The 15,897-nt window shown below is 41.7% G+C and carries 19 protein-coding genes and 6 tRNA genes; 23 read left to right on the forward strand and 2 right to left on the reverse strand.

Going from position 1 to position 15,897, the window contains the following annotated elements:
* Positions 1–68: 68 nt before the first annotated feature.
* Both C8P65_RS00180 and C8P65_RS00185 read right to left on the reverse strand, forming a co-directional pair.
* Positions 69–1,364 (reverse strand): MFS transporter, encoded by a 1,296-nt coding sequence (locus C8P65_RS00180; protein ID WP_009390179.1) that lies wholly within the window; start codon positions 1,362–1,364, stop codon positions 69–71.
* A gap of 128 nt (positions 1,365–1,492) precedes the next feature.
* Entirely contained in the window at positions 1,493–2,773 is a 1,281-nt protein-coding gene (locus C8P65_RS00185; RefSeq protein WP_245887257.1) for a phospholipase, read from the reverse strand.
* Between the two features lie 425 nt (positions 2,774–3,198).
* Between C8P65_RS00185 and C8P65_RS00190 the strand changes: the two genes are divergently transcribed.
* From C8P65_RS00190 to C8P65_RS00300, 23 genes are all read left to right on the forward strand, one after another.
* Entirely contained in the window at positions 3,199–3,402 is a 204-nt protein-coding gene (locus C8P65_RS00190) for a deoxynucleoside kinase (RefSeq protein ID WP_107780329.1), read from the forward strand.
* Positions 3,403–3,422: 20 nt separating this feature from the next.
* Positions 3,423–4,262, forward strand: coding sequence for a dTDP-4-dehydrorhamnose reductase (rfbD, locus tag C8P65_RS00195; RefSeq protein ID WP_107780331.1), 840 nt, complete (start codon positions 3,423–3,425; stop codon positions 4,260–4,262).
* 3 nt (positions 4,263–4,265) lie between these two features.
* Positions 4,266–4,532 (forward strand): hypothetical protein, encoded by a 267-nt coding sequence (locus C8P65_RS00200; protein ID WP_107780333.1) that lies wholly within the window; start codon positions 4,266–4,268, stop codon positions 4,530–4,532.
* Positions 4,529–4,978, forward strand: a complete 450-nt coding sequence (locus tag C8P65_RS00205) for a PIN domain-containing protein (RefSeq protein WP_107780335.1) — start codon at positions 4,529–4,531, stop codon at positions 4,976–4,978. The genes C8P65_RS00200 and C8P65_RS00205 overlap by 4 nt, the downstream gene beginning before the upstream one ends.
* A gap of 4 nt (positions 4,979–4,982) precedes the next feature.
* Positions 4,983–5,549, forward strand: a complete 567-nt coding sequence (locus C8P65_RS00210; protein ID WP_009390202.1) for a LemA family protein — start codon at positions 4,983–4,985, stop codon at positions 5,547–5,549.
* A 14-nt stretch (positions 5,550–5,563) separates the two neighbouring features.
* Positions 5,564–6,484, forward strand: coding sequence for a M48 family metallopeptidase (locus tag C8P65_RS00215; protein WP_107780337.1), 921 nt, complete (start codon positions 5,564–5,566; stop codon positions 6,482–6,484).
* 147 nt (positions 6,485–6,631) lie between these two features.
* Positions 6,632–6,705: transfer RNA gene (locus C8P65_RS00220), tRNA-Thr, on the forward strand.
* A gap of 43 nt (positions 6,706–6,748) precedes the next feature.
* A tRNA-Tyr gene (locus C8P65_RS00225) sits at positions 6,749–6,830 on the forward strand.
* A gap of 19 nt (positions 6,831–6,849) precedes the next feature.
* Positions 6,850–6,922, forward strand: a tRNA-Gly gene (locus C8P65_RS00230).
* 13 nt (positions 6,923–6,935) lie between these two features.
* A tRNA-Thr gene (locus tag C8P65_RS00235) sits at positions 6,936–7,007 on the forward strand.
* A 64-nt stretch (positions 7,008–7,071) separates the two neighbouring features.
* Positions 7,072–8,259, forward strand: coding sequence for an elongation factor Tu (gene tuf / locus C8P65_RS00240; RefSeq protein WP_095913815.1), 1,188 nt, complete (start codon positions 7,072–7,074; stop codon positions 8,257–8,259).
* 69 nt (positions 8,260–8,328) lie between these two features.
* Positions 8,329–8,399 (forward strand) — tRNA-Trp (locus C8P65_RS00245).
* A 108-nt stretch (positions 8,400–8,507) separates the two neighbouring features.
* Complete coding sequence (locus tag C8P65_RS00250) at positions 8,508–8,831, forward strand: hypothetical protein (protein WP_107780339.1); 324 nt, start codon at positions 8,508–8,510, stop codon at positions 8,829–8,831.
* A 25-nt stretch (positions 8,832–8,856) separates the two neighbouring features.
* The gene (locus C8P65_RS00255) at positions 8,857–10,626 is read left to right on the forward strand and encodes an aminopeptidase P family protein (RefSeq protein ID WP_107780341.1); all 1,770 of its coding nucleotides are present in this window, start codon (positions 8,857–8,859) and stop codon (positions 10,624–10,626) included.
* Positions 10,627–10,738: 112 nt separating this feature from the next.
* A complete protein-coding gene (locus tag C8P65_RS00260) occupies positions 10,739–11,221 on the forward strand; it encodes an S-ribosylhomocysteine lyase (protein ID WP_107780343.1) in 483 nt (160 codons plus the stop codon).
* A gap of 44 nt (positions 11,222–11,265) precedes the next feature.
* Positions 11,266–12,384 carry an Mrp/NBP35 family ATP-binding protein gene (locus C8P65_RS00265; RefSeq protein WP_107780345.1) on the forward strand — a complete coding sequence of 373 codons (1,119 nt, stop codon included), beginning with the start codon at positions 11,266–11,268 and terminating at the stop codon, positions 12,382–12,384.
* Positions 12,385–12,403: 19 nt separating this feature from the next.
* Positions 12,404–12,604, forward strand: a complete 201-nt coding sequence (locus C8P65_RS00270; RefSeq protein ID WP_107780347.1) for an antitoxin — start codon at positions 12,404–12,406, stop codon at positions 12,602–12,604.
* Positions 12,580–12,921, forward strand: coding sequence for a plasmid stabilization protein ParE (locus C8P65_RS00275; protein WP_107780349.1), 342 nt, complete (start codon positions 12,580–12,582; stop codon positions 12,919–12,921). Before C8P65_RS00270 ends, C8P65_RS00275 begins: the two co-directional genes overlap by 25 nt.
* A 26-nt stretch (positions 12,922–12,947) precedes the next feature.
* Positions 12,948–13,184: a NifU family protein gene (locus tag C8P65_RS00280; protein ID WP_107780351.1), complete on the forward strand. Its 237-nt coding sequence runs from the start codon at positions 12,948–12,950 to the stop codon at positions 13,182–13,184.
* A gap of 14 nt (positions 13,185–13,198) precedes the next feature.
* Positions 13,199–13,678 (forward strand): peptidase M23, encoded by a 480-nt coding sequence (locus tag C8P65_RS00285; protein WP_107780353.1) that lies wholly within the window; start codon positions 13,199–13,201, stop codon positions 13,676–13,678.
* Positions 13,679–13,701: 23 nt separating this feature from the next.
* Complete coding sequence (locus tag C8P65_RS00290) at positions 13,702–14,418, forward strand: pyridoxine 5'-phosphate synthase (protein WP_107780355.1); 717 nt, start codon at positions 13,702–13,704, stop codon at positions 14,416–14,418.
* A gap of 28 nt (positions 14,419–14,446) precedes the next feature.
* Positions 14,447–15,472: a class 1 fructose-bisphosphatase gene (gene fbp, locus C8P65_RS00295; protein ID WP_107780357.1), complete on the forward strand. Its 1,026-nt coding sequence runs from the start codon at positions 14,447–14,449 to the stop codon at positions 15,470–15,472.
* A 102-nt stretch (positions 15,473–15,574) separates the two neighbouring features.
* A tRNA-Phe gene (locus C8P65_RS00300) sits at positions 15,575–15,647 on the forward strand.
* Positions 15,648–15,897: the final 250 nt, after the last annotated feature.

The raw sequence follows: 15,897 nt of genomic DNA on the forward strand, positions 1-15,897 counted from the left end.
ATGCTAAAAAAGAAAAAGACTACCCTAAAGAGCAGGGCAGCCTTTCTCATATTATAAACATTCTAAAATTAAGCCACATCAATATCGGTATTCACGTTCTTGCTACCTACTAATGCGTAGAACAATAGGTAAGCTATCGCAAGTACGATTACCCAGTAACTTTGTATATAACCTACAGCATCGGCAGCCCAACCTTGTATAGCAGGTAGGATACCTCCACCACATACCATCACCATAAAGATACCCGAAGCAGCAGCCGTATATTTGCCCAAACCTTCAGTAGCAAGGTTAAAAATACCTCCCCACATCACCGAAGTACATAAGCCGCAAAGGATAAGGAACATAATGCTCATAGGCACTTGTGCTAAACCGAATGATATATCAGCTTTGAATACAGGCATATTTACCATTTGTGTTTCAGGTATAAAGATAGCCAAGAGTACAAACACTAATCCTAAGAGCGATACGAATGAAAGCATTCCTTTGCTTGAGAATTTAGCGCCTAACGAACCACCGGTAAGACGACCGATAAACATCAAAAACCAATAAGTACCTACTACCGAACCTGCGGTAGTGGTGTCGATGCCTAAACCGTTAGCTTCAGTGCTACCTGTCATAAATAGGTTGGCTATATTAGGTATACCTACTTCTATCCCTACGTATAAGAAAATAGCGATAGCCCCTAATACAAAGTGACGGAAAGATAGCGGACTGTGGCTATTCTTCACCCCATTGGCAACAGCAGCCGCTGCGTGAGGCTCTGGAATGTTCATAGAGAACAATACGATAAACGCTAAGGCAAAAATACCCATTGCTAAGAATAAGGCAGGGTTAGCGTTGGCTATAGAAGTCTCTGAGCTGATAGTACCGATAAGGTAACCTACCAATACAGGCACGATAGTAGCCCCGATAGAGTTGATAGCCCCTCCGAACTGTAGCAATTGGTTACCGCGTTTGCCACCACCACCAAGGGTGTTAAGCATAGGGTTTACCACCACGTTTAGCATACACATAGAGAAACCAGAGATAAAAGCACCGGTTAGGTATACCGCAAAGCTACCTGCAGAGCCCGATAAGAAGGTAACACATACCCCTACGAAACCTACAGCAATAGCCGCTAAGGCAGTTTTCTTATAGCCGATGCGCTCTAACATTTTCCCAGCAGGGATACCCATAAAGGCATAGGCTATAAAGTTGGCTAAGTTCCCCAATTGCGATTCGAGGTTGCTAGCCATAAATTGGTTTTTAACAATTACCCCAAAAGGGTTTTGTAAGCCTGTTACGAATGAAATCATAAAGAATAGTGCGAACATCATCGCAATAGGCAATACGTAACTTTTGTTTTGTTGATCTTGGTGTTCCATTATTTTGATATTTTAGTTTTTATTTTTCTTTAAAAAGTAAATCGACAAATCGCCAAATCGGCAAATCGAAAATTCGGGGGCAAAAATATATAAACCTTTCCTAAAAAACAACAAAAACGAAAACTTTTTTAAGGTTTATTTATGAAATCTTTTACTTTACCCTTGATTTTCACCGGCGTTTGCTTCCTATCTATTTCGTATGCACCTATGCGCGAGGTGCGTACATATACCTCTTTGCCTCTTATTTCCGCTTCAATCTTGGCAGTTTTATGCTGATGTTTTAGCAGTGCATAGGGGTATCCTTGGTTAAAATTGCCCTTTAGCACTAGGGTCGCTCCCTCGCGTAGCACCGTCAGTTCGATGGGTTCGCCTGCTTTCTTTTGGGCGGTGTAGAGCATCGGTGCCATTGGCGAGCTGATACTGTCGCGCTCTAAAGCGATAAGCACATCGCCCTCTTTGGCGCCCAAACGCTTGGCAGTAACAGTATCATTCTTAAAACCTGCTATGCGCAAGCCCTTGCCTTTGTAAGTATAGTCGTATTTGATGCCCAAATCGGCTTTGTTGTTCTGTATGGTCACTTTGGGATAGAGAGTGTGCCAAGGGGCGCGCTCTTGCTCAAGGGCGAGCGATTTGAGGTTTAGCCACCCTATCCGATTGATTTTATTAATATTAGAAGTCTCCCATACTATATGGGTAAGGGGTTGGCGCGTGTGGTTTTTAATAAAATCGACTAATGCGGACTGTTCTTCGGGCAGGTAACCCAAAAAATGGTCGCCTATAGGGGTTTTGAAGGTAATATTAGGATTTTCTTTCCGTAGGAAGTCGATAGAAGGGGTGATTTGCTCAAGCGGATAGAGGCTATCGCCGGTGGTATTGAGTACATACAGCGGTTTTTGATTCATATTGCAAGGGAAAATCTCCTCTTCGCCCAGCATACTGGCTACTTTTAGGCTGCCATTCATCGCGATAAAGCCTGCAAAGGGGTCAGGTTGCGTCATAGCGAAGTAATACACCCCCGAACCGCCATCAGAGAAGCCCGATAGGAAGATTTTGTTAGGGTCGATAGGGTACTGTTGTTTTACGGCAGTGATTTCGTCCATTACCATTTGTTGCCCTACGGCATCGAACCAAGTAGCGCCTTTTTGTCCGAAGCAGAAAAGCAGGTAACAATCGGCAGTCTCGGCTAAGGCTACTAAGGGCGATTTGCGCACATAGCCTTCGGGGTTAGCATTTACCTGAGGCGAGGATACGGCTCCGTGCAGAAACACCAATAAAGGTTTCGTTTTAGGGTTGGGGTTTGTAGGAGTATAAACCACATAGGGGCGCGATTGACCATCAGCGCAAAGCTGCTGAGACGTTTTAATCTCTTGTGCTTGCAGAGTAGTAACGCAAGCAAGTAAGAGCATCATACATTTGTTCATAGTTTGTTAGCTAATTTTGATTATTTCTAATTTTGATTATTTTGCCGCAAAGATATAAAATTATTTTTATCTATTAATCACAAACGCTACATTTGCCTCCCAGCCTTCTCAATCCTCCCAGCCCTCTCAGCCCTCCCAGCCTTCCCATATTAAAAAAAATCACACACTATAGGAACAATACAGGATGAGCGAAGGAAGAGCGAACAAAAAACGAAAAATCATTAAATTAACAACCCCTGTTGATAACTTGTTAATATGCTGTTAATTTTTATTGATAACTATTGATTGCTATTTCAAAATTTATTTGTACCTTTGCCACCGGAAAATGAGACAATTAGATGCTTTGCCAATCGGTAAATCGACTAATTGGCAAATTGACTAAATTATAGTAATCGTTTAATAAGTTAAGTATTATGGAAGAATTTGTAAAAGTAGTAGAGCAAATCCTTTATATGGAGAACTTTAATACAGAAGTAACTCCTGATTTGAAACAAAAATTTGCACAATTGTATGCCTCTTATGCTGCTGGTGTACCTGAAAAATACAAAGGCGATGTAGCGCGTTTGGCTAACAAGTATGCCGCTGTAGGCGCTAACGCTTTTAGTTTCAGTTATTAATCCGTTAGCCCCTATTACTGATGCACGTATTAGTAACAGGAGCTAACGGTCAGTTAGGCTCCGAAATAAGAGCTAACGCCGACCGCAAAGCACGCTATTTTTTCACCGATGCAGACGTTCTCGATATTACCCAAATAGACGAGATACGCTCTTTTGTACACCAAAACCACATCGGACTGATAGTGAATTGTGCCGCTTACACCAATGTAGACAAAGCTGAAGACGATACGGCTGTGGCTGAAAGCATCAACCACACGGCTGTAGCCCATCTGGCGACCGTATGCGCTGAGGTTTCTATTCCTCTTATTCATATCTCCACCGACTATGTGTTCGGAGGCAATGGCAATACGCCCTATACCGAAGCCGATAACACTTGTCCGTTGGGGGTATATGGTCGTACCAAATTAGCAGGAGAGCAGGCTATACAGCAAGCTGGTATTGAGCATCTTATCATACGCACTGCGTGGTTGTACTCGTTGCAGTTCGGTCATAATTTTGTAAAAACCATACAGCGACTCAGCCGCGAGCGCAACGAGCTAAAGGTGGTATTCGACCAAGTAGGCTCGCCCACCAATGCTGCTGACTTAGCCGCTTTTGTCGTGTATGTTATCGAAAACGCCTTGTACAAAGGCAAGCGCGAGGTGTATCATTTTTCTAACGAAGGGGTCTGCTCTTGGTATGATTTCGCTACCGAAATTGTAGCCCAAGCAGGCAATGCTTGCAAGGTACTGCCTTGTCGCTCGAGTGAATTCCCTAGCAAAGTAACGCGTCCTCCTTATTCAGTCCTCGACAAAGCCAAGCTCAAAACCGACTTTGCCTATGAGGTAAGACACTGGAGAGAGGCGCTCATTAATTCTTAATATATGAATACAACTGTCCTTAAAGTAGATAATAATAGTGAGTTTGCGCAATCTTTTTTAGAGTTTGTGCAGACTTTGCCGTATGTAAAAATAGAGTTGCCTAAAGTTGCTAAACGCACAAAAAAAGAGGAAATGGCAACAGAACCCTTAGAAGAAGATGAAGACGGTATCCCTATTGCACACCGCGATTTTATAATGCAATTATCCAAAGAAACGAATAGGAATATAGCTAAACGTTTGAGCGAAAAGTTTGAATTATCATACCTATGATAGTAATTGCTGATAGTAATATATTTTATAGCGCTCTGATTAGTCCTCAGGGTATTACAGCTTCTATCTTAAGAGAAAGGAAAAAGATACAATTTATTGTGCCCGATTATCTCATCAGTGAAGTGAATGAGCATCTGCCTAATATAGAGGCTTACTTAGGGAATAAGAAAACTATTAAACAATTGCGAACTGAGTTTAAGAAACTGTTAGAAGGGATAACTATTATTAGCTTAGATAATTTAGCAAAAGAAAATCTTGTAAAAGCACAAGATATAGTAGAAGGAGTAGATGAAGATGATTACCCTTTCATAGCTTTGTATTTACAGATTAAACACAAGATTTGGAGTGGAGATAAAGAACTAAAAAAGGGACTGACAGCTAAAGGATATGGGCATTTCTTTGTCAGTACTGAAGAATTAAAAAATAAACTTTATAAAAAAACATAAAAATATGACAGCACTTATTATTGTTATCGCTCTTATAGTAATAGTGGTAGTTTGGTACATCAGCACCAACAACCGCTTAGTGGCTTTAGCTAATAACAGAGAAAACGCTTTTGCTGATATAGATGTGCAGCTAAAGCAACGCTACGACCTTATCCCTCAGTTGGTTGCTGCCGTAAAAGGCTATATGGACCACGAAGCAGAGGTACTTACCCGCGTGACCCAAGCGCGCAGCCGAGCTATTAGTGCGACCGACATCAATAGCAAAATAGCTGCTGAAAAAGAATTGTCATCGGCTATGGGGGCTTTCAACATACAAGTAGAAGCCTATCCCGACCTGAAAGCTAACACCAACTTTATGCACTTGCAGCAAGAGATAGCCGACATCGAAAACAAATTGGCTTCTGTACGCCGTTATTTCAATTCTACTACCAAAGAACTCAACACTGCCATTCAGTCGATACCTACTAATATAGTAGCAGGTTTCAAACAGATGACCGTTCAGCCTTTCTTTGATTTAGGTACCGAACAGCGTCAGCAGCTCGATAAAGCACCAGAAATTTCGTTCAAATAAATAGCGAAGCCTTTATGAAGTATCGTGGCATCCAACAGCAAATTGCCCTCAACAATACAAAGTCAATCTTGTATTTGTTAGCGTTCCCTCTACTGTTGTTAGCGGGCACCTATGTAGTGCTGTGGTTTATCACTCTAAAAGACTTCGACCGGGCAAATGCCGAATTTATTTCGGTAGCCCCTCTTGTTGTGGTAGGAGTAGCGATATGGTTTGTTATTTCGTATTTCTTCAATACGCAAATGATACAAGCCGCTACCCACTCTCAGCCCTTACAGCGGCGCGACAATATGCGGGTGTACAACCTTACCGAAAACTTGTGTATGAGCGTCGGGATGACGATGCCTAAGCTCTACATTATCGAAACAGACGCACTCAACGCCTTTGCTTCGGGTATCAATCAGCAAACGTATGCCGTTACTCTTACCAGAGGTATTATCAACCGACTTACTGATGAAGAGCTCGAAGGGGTGATAGCCCACGAGCTTACCCATATTCGCAACCGCGATGTGCGCTTGCTTATCGTTACTATTGTGTTTGTGGGTATCTTTGCCGCTATTGCCGATATAGCTTTCCGCAGTGTTATCAACTCCTCATTTTCTTCGTCGAGAAGAAAAGACGACAAAGGTGGCGGCGCCCTTATAATGGTGGTAGTAATTATTGTGGCAGCTGTTGTTTATTTCTTGTCGATACTCTTCAAGTTGGCACTTTCACGCAGCAGGGAGTATATGGCCGATGCAGGAGCTGTAGAGATGACCCATAACTCATTGGCATTAGCCAGTGCCCTACGGAAGATTTCAGGGCACTCTACCCTTGAGGAGGTACAGAATGACGAGGTAAAAGAGCTCTTTATTGATTATAAAGCTGAGGGTTTCTTTGCCCTCTTTGCTACCCACCCGCCTATAGAAAAGCGTATAAAAGTATTAGAACAATATTAAGAATTAGTACTTAGGGGGTTATAGTTAGGTATTGATAATCAATCTATTGAGAATAAATAGAAAAAAAATAATAAAAAAAACTACTAAAAATTTTGGTAGTTAAAAAAAAGGTTATACTTTTGCACTCTGTAACAAAGGTACTATACCGCCGGCATAGCTCAGTTGGCCAGAGCACGTGATTTGTAATCTCGGGGTCGTGGGTTCGAATCCCTCTGCCGGCTCAAGAAAAGTTCATTATTTAATAGGTTTAAAAATGTTAATTGAGGGGAGATACTCAAGCGGCCAACGAGGGCAGACTGTAAATCTGCTGGTTATACCTTCACAGGTTCGAATCCTGTTCTCCCCACTATTTTTTCATATGTATTGCGGGAGTAGCTCAGTTGGTAGAGCGTCAGCCTTCCAAGCTGAATGTCGCGAGTTCGAACCTCGTCTCCCGCTCTTTTTTTGTTTTGCTGATGTAGCTCAGGGGTAGAGCACTTCCTTGGTAAGGAAGAGGTCACGAGTTCAAATCTCGTCATCAGCTCATTTTACCTTTGTACACACATCAAACACTCATTTATATAACTAAGATTTAAAATTTATTTAAAATGGCAAAAGAAACATTTGATCGTTCAAAACCCCACTTGAATATTGGTACTATTGGACACGTGGATCACGGTAAAACAACTTTAACAGCTGCTATTACCAAAGTTTTAGCTGATGCTGGTCTTTCAGAAGTTCGTAGCTTCGATTCAATCGATAACGCTCCAGAAGAAAAAGAACGTGGTATTACCATCAATACTTCACACGTAGAGTACCAAACTGCTACTCGTCACTACGCACACGTAGACTGTCCTGGTCACGCCGACTATGTAAAGAATATGATTACTGGTGCTGCGCAAATGGACGGTGCAATCCTTGTGGTTGCTGCAACTGACGGGCCTATGCCTCAAACTCGTGAGCACATCCTTCTAGGTCGCCAAGTTGGTATTCCTCGTATCGTTGTGTTTATGAACAAAGTGGATATGGTTGATGACCCAGAGCTTTTAGAGCTTGTAGAACTTGAAATGCGCGAACTATTGAGCTCATATCAATATGACGGAGATAACACTCCTATCGTACAAGGTTCAGCTCTTGGTGCTCTTAACGGCGAAAAGAAATGGGTTGATACTGTTCTTGCCCTTATGGACGCTGTAGATAACTATATCGAACTTCCTACTCGTGATATCGATAAACCATTCTTGATGCCTATCGAAGACGTGTTTACTATCACTGGTCGTGGTACTGTAGCAACAGGACGTATCGAAACTGGGGTAGCTAAAACAGGTGAGGCTGTAGAAATCATCGGTATGGGTGCTGAAAAATTAACCTCTACTATTACTGGGGTTGAAATGTTCCGCAAAATCCTTGACCGTGGTGAAGCTGGTGACAACGTAGGTCTACTACTTCGTGGTATCGACAAAAAAGATATCAAACGTGGTATGGTAATCTGCAAACCAGGATCTGTTACTCCACACGCTAAATTCAAAGCTGAGGTGTATATCCTTTCTAAAGAAGAAGGTGGACGTCACACTCCATTCCACAACAACTATCGTCCTCAATTCTACGTACGTACCACTGACGTAACAGGTACTATCCACCTACAACCAGGTGTAGAAATGGTTATGCCAGGTGATAACGTAACTATTGAAGTAGAATTGTTACAACCAATCGCATTGAACGTAGGTCTTCGTTTCGCTATCCGCGAAGGTGGTCGTACCGTAGGTGCTGGTCAGGTAACTGAAATTCTTGACTAATTAAGTTAATAAATAGATTAAACATTAAAAAGTTTTGAGAGGCTTCTCTCTCAAAACTTTTTTAAAAATACGGGTGTAGTTCAAGGGTAGAATAGCGGTCTCCAAAACCGTTGATGGGGGTTCGAATCCCTCCACCCGTGCTGAAAACTTTGCTAAGGAAATTCTTTAGCAAAGTTTTTTTTTGCTTTTTAGAAAAATATATTGTAACTTTGCGGAGCAATTTGATGATTATAAAGTTTTGAATTGAAATGGACATTGCCAACTTTACTCAAATAACAGAACGCATTCCGCAGGAGCAGCGAGATGCCTTATTGCGGATTATAGAAATAAAAATGAATGACGATATGAAAGATTTAATATTTGCAATAGAAAAATCAACTGAGGCAAACAAAATGATGACGCAGCAATCTACTGAAGCCTATAAAATGATGACGCAGCAGTTGAAGGAAGCCTACGAACTACAGTTTCAAACCCTTAGAACCGAAATCAAAACTATCTATTGGGTATTAGGGATTGTAGGCTCAGTATTAGCAATAGCCGTTACGATTGCCCTAGCGGTGTTTGCTAAATAAAGATGAATTTACAAAACTATAAACGATGAATACAGTTGAAAAATTAGCCCTCTTGCGCTCTAAAATGCAAGAAAACAATATCGGTGCTTTTGTTGTGTATAGCGCCGACCCTCACCTTAGTGAGTATTTGCCTAAAGAATGGCTCGAACGCGCTTGGTTATCAGGCTTTACTGGCTCTGCGGGCTTCGTAGTGATTACTGGCGACAAGGCAGGATTATGGACAGACTCGCGCTACTTCGTGCAGTCGGCTATAGAGCTAAAAGGCTCAGGTATCGACCTCTTTAAAGATGGGGTAGAAGGGACGCCCGATTATGCCGATTGGTTGGTGTCAGTACTCCCTCAAGGAGCAACCGTAGCAGTTAATGCTTTGGCAACTTCGCACGTAGCGTGGGAAAAGCTACAAGCTACTCTAAACGCTAACGGACTCAAATTAATACATAAGCCGCTACTCGATACTATTTGGACAAACCGCGAAAAAGACCCCTTGCACCACATTTTTGTACACCCCGATAAGTGGGCTGGACAAACGGTAGCCGATAAGCTTAAAGCTATCAGAGAGGCTATGGCAGCAAAACGCACACAATTACACCTTATTACCGCCCTTGACGACGTGGCTTGGACACTCAACCTACGCGGTAGCGATGTGGCTTATAATCCTGTGTTTTTGGGCTATATAGCGCTAACCGATAAAGAGGCGACCCTTTTCGTAGATAAAGCAAAGCTAACCCCAGAGGTAGAGGCACATTTGGCTAAAGCGCAAGTTGCCATCCGCGACTACGACGCATTTTACGACTATCTTTCTACCGTAAAAGGTCAAAATATACTTTTGGCAGCCAATACCAATCAGGCTATTTTTGAAGCATTGCAAAAGGACAACCGCATAGTACAAGCACCAGCCCCTGGCAATCTGATGAAAGCGGTGAAAAACGAGACCGAATTAGCAGGTTTCCGCACCGTGATGGAGCGCGATGGGGTAGCAATGGTAAACTTCCTTTATTGGCTTACTCACCAAGTAGGTAAAGAGCCTATGACAGAGTACAGCATCGGTAAGAAACTCCGCGAGTTCCGTGCTGCTGGCGCTAACTTCGTAGGCGAAAGTTTCGGCAGTATCATCGGTTATCAGGGCAATGGGGCTATAGTGCACTATTCGGCTCCAGAACACGGCAGCAAAGAGGTACACGCTGAGGGCAGTATATTGGTAGACTCTGGCGGACAGTATTTAGAGGGTACTACCGACATCACCCGTACCATTCCGTTAGGAAAAGTATCACAACAGTTTATTGATGATAGTACTTTGGTACTCAAAGGAATGATTCAGTTGGCTATGGTGCAATTCCCTAAAGGAACCAGAGGGGTGCAGTTAGATGCTTATGCACGTATGGCACTTTGGAAAAACCACAAAGACTACGGACACGGCACAGGGCACGGAGTAGGTAGCTTTATGAACGTACACGAAGGTCCTCAGAATATCCGCAAAGACCTAAATCCACAGGTGCTTCTCAAAGGAATGGTATGTTCTGACGAACCTGGTTTCTACTTAGAAAATCAGTACGGTATACGCCACGAAAACTTGGTAGCTGTACGCGAGGTAACAACTAATGAGTTTGGTACTTTCTATGATTTTGAAACCCTCACCCTTTGTCCGTTTATGCCATCGGGTATCAACGTGTCGCTTCTAACCGATGTAGAGAGACAGTGGCTAAACGCTTATCACAAAACTTGCGAAGAGAAGTTAGCTAAGCACTTACAAGGCGAGGTGAAACAATGGTTTTTAGAGTTGGTAAAACCGCTATAATAACAATAAATTAGCAAATTAGCAAATGGGTGAATTAGCAGATAGGCTAATTTTTCAAATTTGTTAATTTGCTAATTATTTTATATCTTTGCAAAAATATCATTTATTACTAATGGAAAGAATAGCCAGTTTTTGTATAGACCACTTGAAACTTAACAGGGGTATATACGTATCGCGTAAAGATCACGTAGGTAATGAAACGCTTACCTCTTTTGATATCCGTATGAAACTTCCGTACCGCGAACCCGTACTTGGGAGTGCTGAAATACACACTATTGAACACCTTGCCGCTACTTGGTTGCGCAATAACCCAGAGTGGAAAGATAAGATTATCTATTGGGGGACTATGGGTTGTATGACGGGCAATTACCTGATTATTGCCGGCGACTACAGTGCTGAAGATATCGCCCCTCTTATTACACAGCTCTTTGAGTACATCGCTGATTTCGAAGGCGAAATACCAGGGGCTTCAGCCTTAGAGTGTGGCAACTTTTATAACAATAACCTGCCGATAGCTAAGTATGAGGCTAAAAAATATTTAGAAGAAACGCTTTATAAACTAACCGCAGAAAACCTGCATTATCCAGAGAATTAGCAGATGGACTAATTTACGAATTTATAAATTAAAAAATTAACATAGTGAATATTAATAAAAAAGATATATTAGAAGCCCTTAGAAAAATAACTACCCCCGGTGAAGGGGCAAATATGGTAGATAGCGGGGCAGTACAAAACATAGTAGTTTTTGGCGATGAGGTGGTAGTAGATGTGGTTATCAACAACCCTAGTATGCAAGCCAAAAAACGCACCGAAGTAGAAATTATGAAAGCCATACACGGCGAGGTGCACGAAAAAGCAAAGGTGGTGGTAAATGTAAAAGTAGTCGTGCCTGAAACACCTGAAATAAAAGGCAAACCTATACCAGGTATTCAGAATGTGATAGCGGTAGCCTCAGGCAAAGGAGGCGTGGGTAAGAGCACCGTAACGGCTAACCTCGCAGCCTCATTAGCTAAAATGGGCTTCAAAGTAGGGATACTCGATGCCGATGTTTATGGTCCTTCTATCCCTATTATGTTTGATGTAGCAGGCGAGCGCCCTCAGTCGGTAGTAATTGAAGGAAAATCGTTTATACAGCCTATCGAAAATTACGGAGTGAAGATACTCTCCATAGGCTTTTTTACCAATGCTAATCAGGCAGTGATATGGCGAGGAGCAATGGCATCAAAAGCCCTCAATCAAATGATATTCGAGTCGCATTGGGGCGAGTTAGATTTCCTCCTCATCGACCTACCTCCTGGTACAGGCGATATTCACTTAAGCATTATGCAAGCACTGCCTGTTACGGGCGCTGTAATAGTAAGTACCCCTCAGAAGATAGCTCTTGCCGATGCGAGACGTGGGGTAGCGATGTTTCAGCAAGAAAACATCAATGTGCCGGTACTTGGTATCGTAGAGAATATGGCGTACTTCACCCCTGAAGAACTGCCAGATAATAAATACTATATTTTTGGCAAAGAGGGTGCTAAGAACCTCGCTACCGACTTAAATGTACCTCTGTTAGCAGAAATACCTTTGGTACAAGGTATCAGAGAATCAGGCGACACAGGCAGACCTATAGTGCTACAAGAAAGTACTATACAAGCAAAAGCCTTTCAGCACTTAGCACAAGAGGTAGTAAAACAAGTGGTAGCACGCAATGAAAACCTACCCCCCTCTGAAGCTATCAGAATTACCAATACAGCAGGCTGTAGTAATTAACAATTAATAATTCACAATTATGGACACACTGATTGTTGAATCACAAAAGAAAGCTATTTCTCCCATTTTAGGTGCTACTGAAAAAATATCAAAAGGAGCACTAAAAGCTATAAAAGAAGGCTTAGCAGAAGAAAAAGAAGGTATTTTTATACCTCACGATGAAGTGATGAGAGAAGCCAAGAGAATTATAAATCAATGGGAACAAAAGATGCTGAATTAAGAATTGTATGGGTACCTAGAGCACAAATGCAATTCTTAGATGTTTTGTTGTTTTGGATGGAAAAGACTTTTTCAAGGTCTTATAGTGATAAAATAGAAGCAGAAGTTGAAAAGATTTCTAACCTTCTTAAACAAACTCCAAGAATAGGAAAAAGAGTATATGATTTTGAAATAGTTGATGAGGAATTAAGAAGAGTAATAGTGCTTCACAATTTTTCTATTTATTACAAAATTATAGAGAGTAGAGGAGAAATTCGTTTTATTGCTTTCTGGGACAACAGAAATGATCCTGAAGAATTGGATTTAACAGAGTACTAAATCGTAATAACTAATAAAAAACATCAATGACCTCAGAAGAATTAAGAGAAGAAGTAAAAAACGCCCTTGACAAAATACGTCCGTATCTGCAAAATGACGGAGGCGACATTACGTTAGTAGATATAGAAGATGACAAAATAGTGAAAGTGCGCTTAGAGGGTACTTGCACCAATTGTGCCGTAAACCAAATGACCCTAAAGAGTGGGGTAGAAATGACTATAAGAGAATTTGTACCCCAAATAGAACGAGTAATTAGTATTTAGATAATTAGGTAGTAATGAGTATAAACAAAATATCGAAAAAAGAATACTGGAAGCGAAAATGGCTAAGTAAATACCGCTTAGTAGTAATGGACGATAGTACTTTTGAAGAAAAAACATCGTTTAAACTTAGTAGAATGAACATTTTTGTGTTCGGTTCGCTTTTTGCGTTTATACTCATCACTCTTACTACTGTATTTATCATTTATTCGCCTTTGCGGCAGTATATTTTGGGCTATACGGCAGTAGAAAACAAAAGAGAAACATTAGGGCTGCTTTTTAAAGTAGATTCGCTACAGCAAGAGATAGAGAATAATGAGAAGTATTTGGCATCGATAAAAAAAGTGCTCGTAGGGAATATCAAACCCCAACATGATAAAGATACGGTTAGCTTTAATATCTCTAATCCTCAGAACGACCCTAAAGCCTATAGGGTAACCCCTAATGCTCAAGACTCTATACTGAGAGCCGAAGTAGCCGAAGAAGAGAAAAAATAGTACTCGTAAAACAGACTTTTACAATGACGAAACTAAGTGTAAATATCAATAAAATAGCTACGTTGCGCAATGCGCGTGGCGGCAATATGCCCGACCTTTTGCAGGTAGCTAAAGATGCGCAACAATTTGGCGCAGAGGGCATCACCATTCACCCACGTCCTGATGAGCGACATATACGCTACCAAGATGCGTTCGACCTGCTGAAGGTGGTAACTACTGAGTATAATATAGAGGGAAATCCTATCCCTAAATTTGTAGACCTTGTGCTGCAAGTAAAACCTACCCAAGTGACGCTTGTACCCGATGCCGAAGATGCTATCACCTCTAATGCAGGCTGGGATACCCTTAAGCACAAGGATTTTTTAACAGAAGTAGTGGCAGAGTTTAAGCGCAATGGCATTCGTACCTCGCTATTTGTAGACCCTGTAGAGGCAATGGTTACTGCGGCGGCGGCTACAGGAGCTGACCGAGTAGAGCTTTACACCGAAGGGTATGCTCGCGAATATGCCTTAGGCAATAAGGGCGCTATTGCTCCGTATGTAAGAGCAGCCCAAGAGGCTGAAAAAGTAGGCTTAGGACTCAATGCAGGGCACGACTTAAGCCTTGATAACGTGCAGTACTTCAGAAAGCAAATACCTAACCTTTTAGAGGTATCGATAGGGCACGCTCTTATCTGCGAGGCACTTTATTTAGGGTTAGAGAATGTGATACAGCTCTACCTCAATAAATTAGCTAATTAGCAATAAACATAAATTAAATAATAACGAAATGAAAACACACCAAACTTTAGGAGAGTTCATCATTCAGCATCAGAAGGACTTTCAACATTCTACTGGAGAATTTTCTCGGCTATTGAGTGCTATAAAATTAGCCTCAAAATTAGTAAACCGAGAGGTGAACAAAGCAGGACTTGTAGAGGATATTCTCGGCGATATGGGGCAAGAAAATGTGCAGGGCGAGGTACAAAAGAAGTTAGACGTTTTTGCCAACGATCTTTTTATCCGTGCACTCACTCAGCGCGATGTGGTATGTGGTATTGCTTCAGAAGAAAACGAATTTTTCATACCCATCAACGCTTCTGAAAGCAGCCCTAACAGCAAATATGTAGTGCTTATTGACCCGTTAGACGGCTCGAGTAATGCAGATGTAAACGTAACGGTAGGGACTATTTTTTCTATTTACAAACGCGTAACTCCTGTAGGTACGCCAGTGCAGTTAGAAGACTTTTTGCAGCCGGGCAATAGGCAAGTAGCGGCAGGTTATGTGGTATACGGGCTTTCTACTATGTTAGTCTACACCACAGGGCACGGGGTAAATGGCTTTACTCTCGACCCTTCTATCGGTACTTACTACCTATCACACCCCGATATGAAGTATCCTAAAGACGGCAATATCTACTCGATAAATGAGGGGAACTATGTTCACTTTCCACAAGGGGTGAAAGACTATATAAAGTACTGTCAGGCGTTAGAAGAGGATCGCCCTTATACTTCGCGTTATATAGGTTCTTTAGTGTCGGATTTTCATCGTAATATGCTGAAAGGAGGTATTTATATTTACCCGTCAGGTACGCGTACCCCCCAAGGTAAATTGCGTCTGCTGTACGAGTGCAATCCTATGGCTTTCTTGACTGAACAAGCGGGAGGAAAAGCCTCTGATGGCTACCAACGCATAATGGATATTGAACCGAAGAAGCTGCATCAGCGTGTGCCTTTCTTCTGTGGATCAGAAAATATGGTGAAAAAAGCAGAAGAATTTATGGCGAAGTATCCTAATGATAAGCCTGAATATTAAGTAGTTATAAAAAGGTAGATAAAAAACTTGCAAAATATTCGCGAAATATTTTGCAAGTTTCAAAAAAAGTATTACTTTTGCACCCGTAAAAATGAAACAACTGGTACCTTAGCTCAGTTGGTAGAGCAAAGGACTGAAAATCCTTGTGTCCCTGGTTCGATTCCTGGAGGTACCACGAGATCTTCTTCATAGAGGAAATTTTTCATATTTTTAAGGATTAGGAATTGCAGGAGCCTCAGTAACAACTGAGGCTCTTGTTTTTTGTGGTTTAATACAAAGCAGAATAAGAACAATACAGGCGCGAGCTGTAGCTCGCGCCTGTATTGTATGAGACAACTCTGTAACACGATGAGACAAGTATTTGCACACTTCAGCAAAACATACGAATTTTGCCCTGTAAAGGTTTTAAAGCCATAGTTTGTTCT

The organism is Capnocytophaga leadbetteri, assembly GCF_003054025.1.
Taxonomy (GTDB): domain Bacteria; phylum Bacteroidota; class Bacteroidia; order Flavobacteriales; family Flavobacteriaceae; genus Capnocytophaga; species Capnocytophaga leadbetteri.

Bases quoted from the DNA above. Each gene is read 5' to 3' on its own strand.
- C8P65_RS00180 (WP_009390179.1), bottom strand. From the start codon at position 1,364: ATGGAACACCAAGATCAACAAAACAAAAGTTACGTATTGCCTATTGCG.
- C8P65_RS00185 (WP_245887257.1), bottom strand. From the start codon at position 2,773: ATGATGCTCTTACTTGCTTGCGTTACTACTCTGCAAGCACAAGAGATT.
- C8P65_RS00190 (WP_107780329.1), top strand. From the start codon at position 3,199: ATGGAAGAATTTGTAAAAGTAGTAGAGCAAATCCTTTATATGGAGAAC.
- rfbD (WP_107780331.1), top strand. From the start codon at position 3,423: ATGCACGTATTAGTAACAGGAGCTAACGGTCAGTTAGGCTCCGAAATA.
- C8P65_RS00200 (WP_107780333.1), top strand. From the start codon at position 4,266: ATGAATACAACTGTCCTTAAAGTAGATAATAATAGTGAGTTTGCGCAA.
- C8P65_RS00205 (WP_107780335.1), top strand. From the start codon at position 4,529: ATGATAGTAATTGCTGATAGTAATATATTTTATAGCGCTCTGATTAGT.
- C8P65_RS00210 (WP_009390202.1), top strand. From the start codon at position 4,983: ATGACAGCACTTATTATTGTTATCGCTCTTATAGTAATAGTGGTAGTT.
- C8P65_RS00215 (WP_107780337.1), top strand. From the start codon at position 5,564: ATGAAGTATCGTGGCATCCAACAGCAAATTGCCCTCAACAATACAAAG.
- tuf (WP_095913815.1), top strand. From the start codon at position 7,072: ATGGCAAAAGAAACATTTGATCGTTCAAAACCCCACTTGAATATTGGT.
- C8P65_RS00250 (WP_107780339.1), top strand. From the start codon at position 8,508: ATGGACATTGCCAACTTTACTCAAATAACAGAACGCATTCCGCAGGAG.
- C8P65_RS00255 (WP_107780341.1), top strand. From the start codon at position 8,857: ATGAATACAGTTGAAAAATTAGCCCTCTTGCGCTCTAAAATGCAAGAA.
- C8P65_RS00260 (WP_107780343.1), top strand. From the start codon at position 10,739: ATGGAAAGAATAGCCAGTTTTTGTATAGACCACTTGAAACTTAACAGG.
- C8P65_RS00270 (WP_107780347.1), top strand. From the start codon at position 12,404: ATGGACACACTGATTGTTGAATCACAAAAGAAAGCTATTTCTCCCATT.
- C8P65_RS00275 (WP_107780349.1), top strand. From the start codon at position 12,580: ATGGGAACAAAAGATGCTGAATTAAGAATTGTATGGGTACCTAGAGCA.
- C8P65_RS00280 (WP_107780351.1), top strand. From the start codon at position 12,948: ATGACCTCAGAAGAATTAAGAGAAGAAGTAAAAAACGCCCTTGACAAA.
- C8P65_RS00285 (WP_107780353.1), top strand. From the start codon at position 13,199: ATGAGTATAAACAAAATATCGAAAAAAGAATACTGGAAGCGAAAATGG.
- C8P65_RS00290 (WP_107780355.1), top strand. From the start codon at position 13,702: ATGACGAAACTAAGTGTAAATATCAATAAAATAGCTACGTTGCGCAAT.
- fbp (WP_107780357.1), top strand. From the start codon at position 14,447: ATGAAAACACACCAAACTTTAGGAGAGTTCATCATTCAGCATCAGAAG.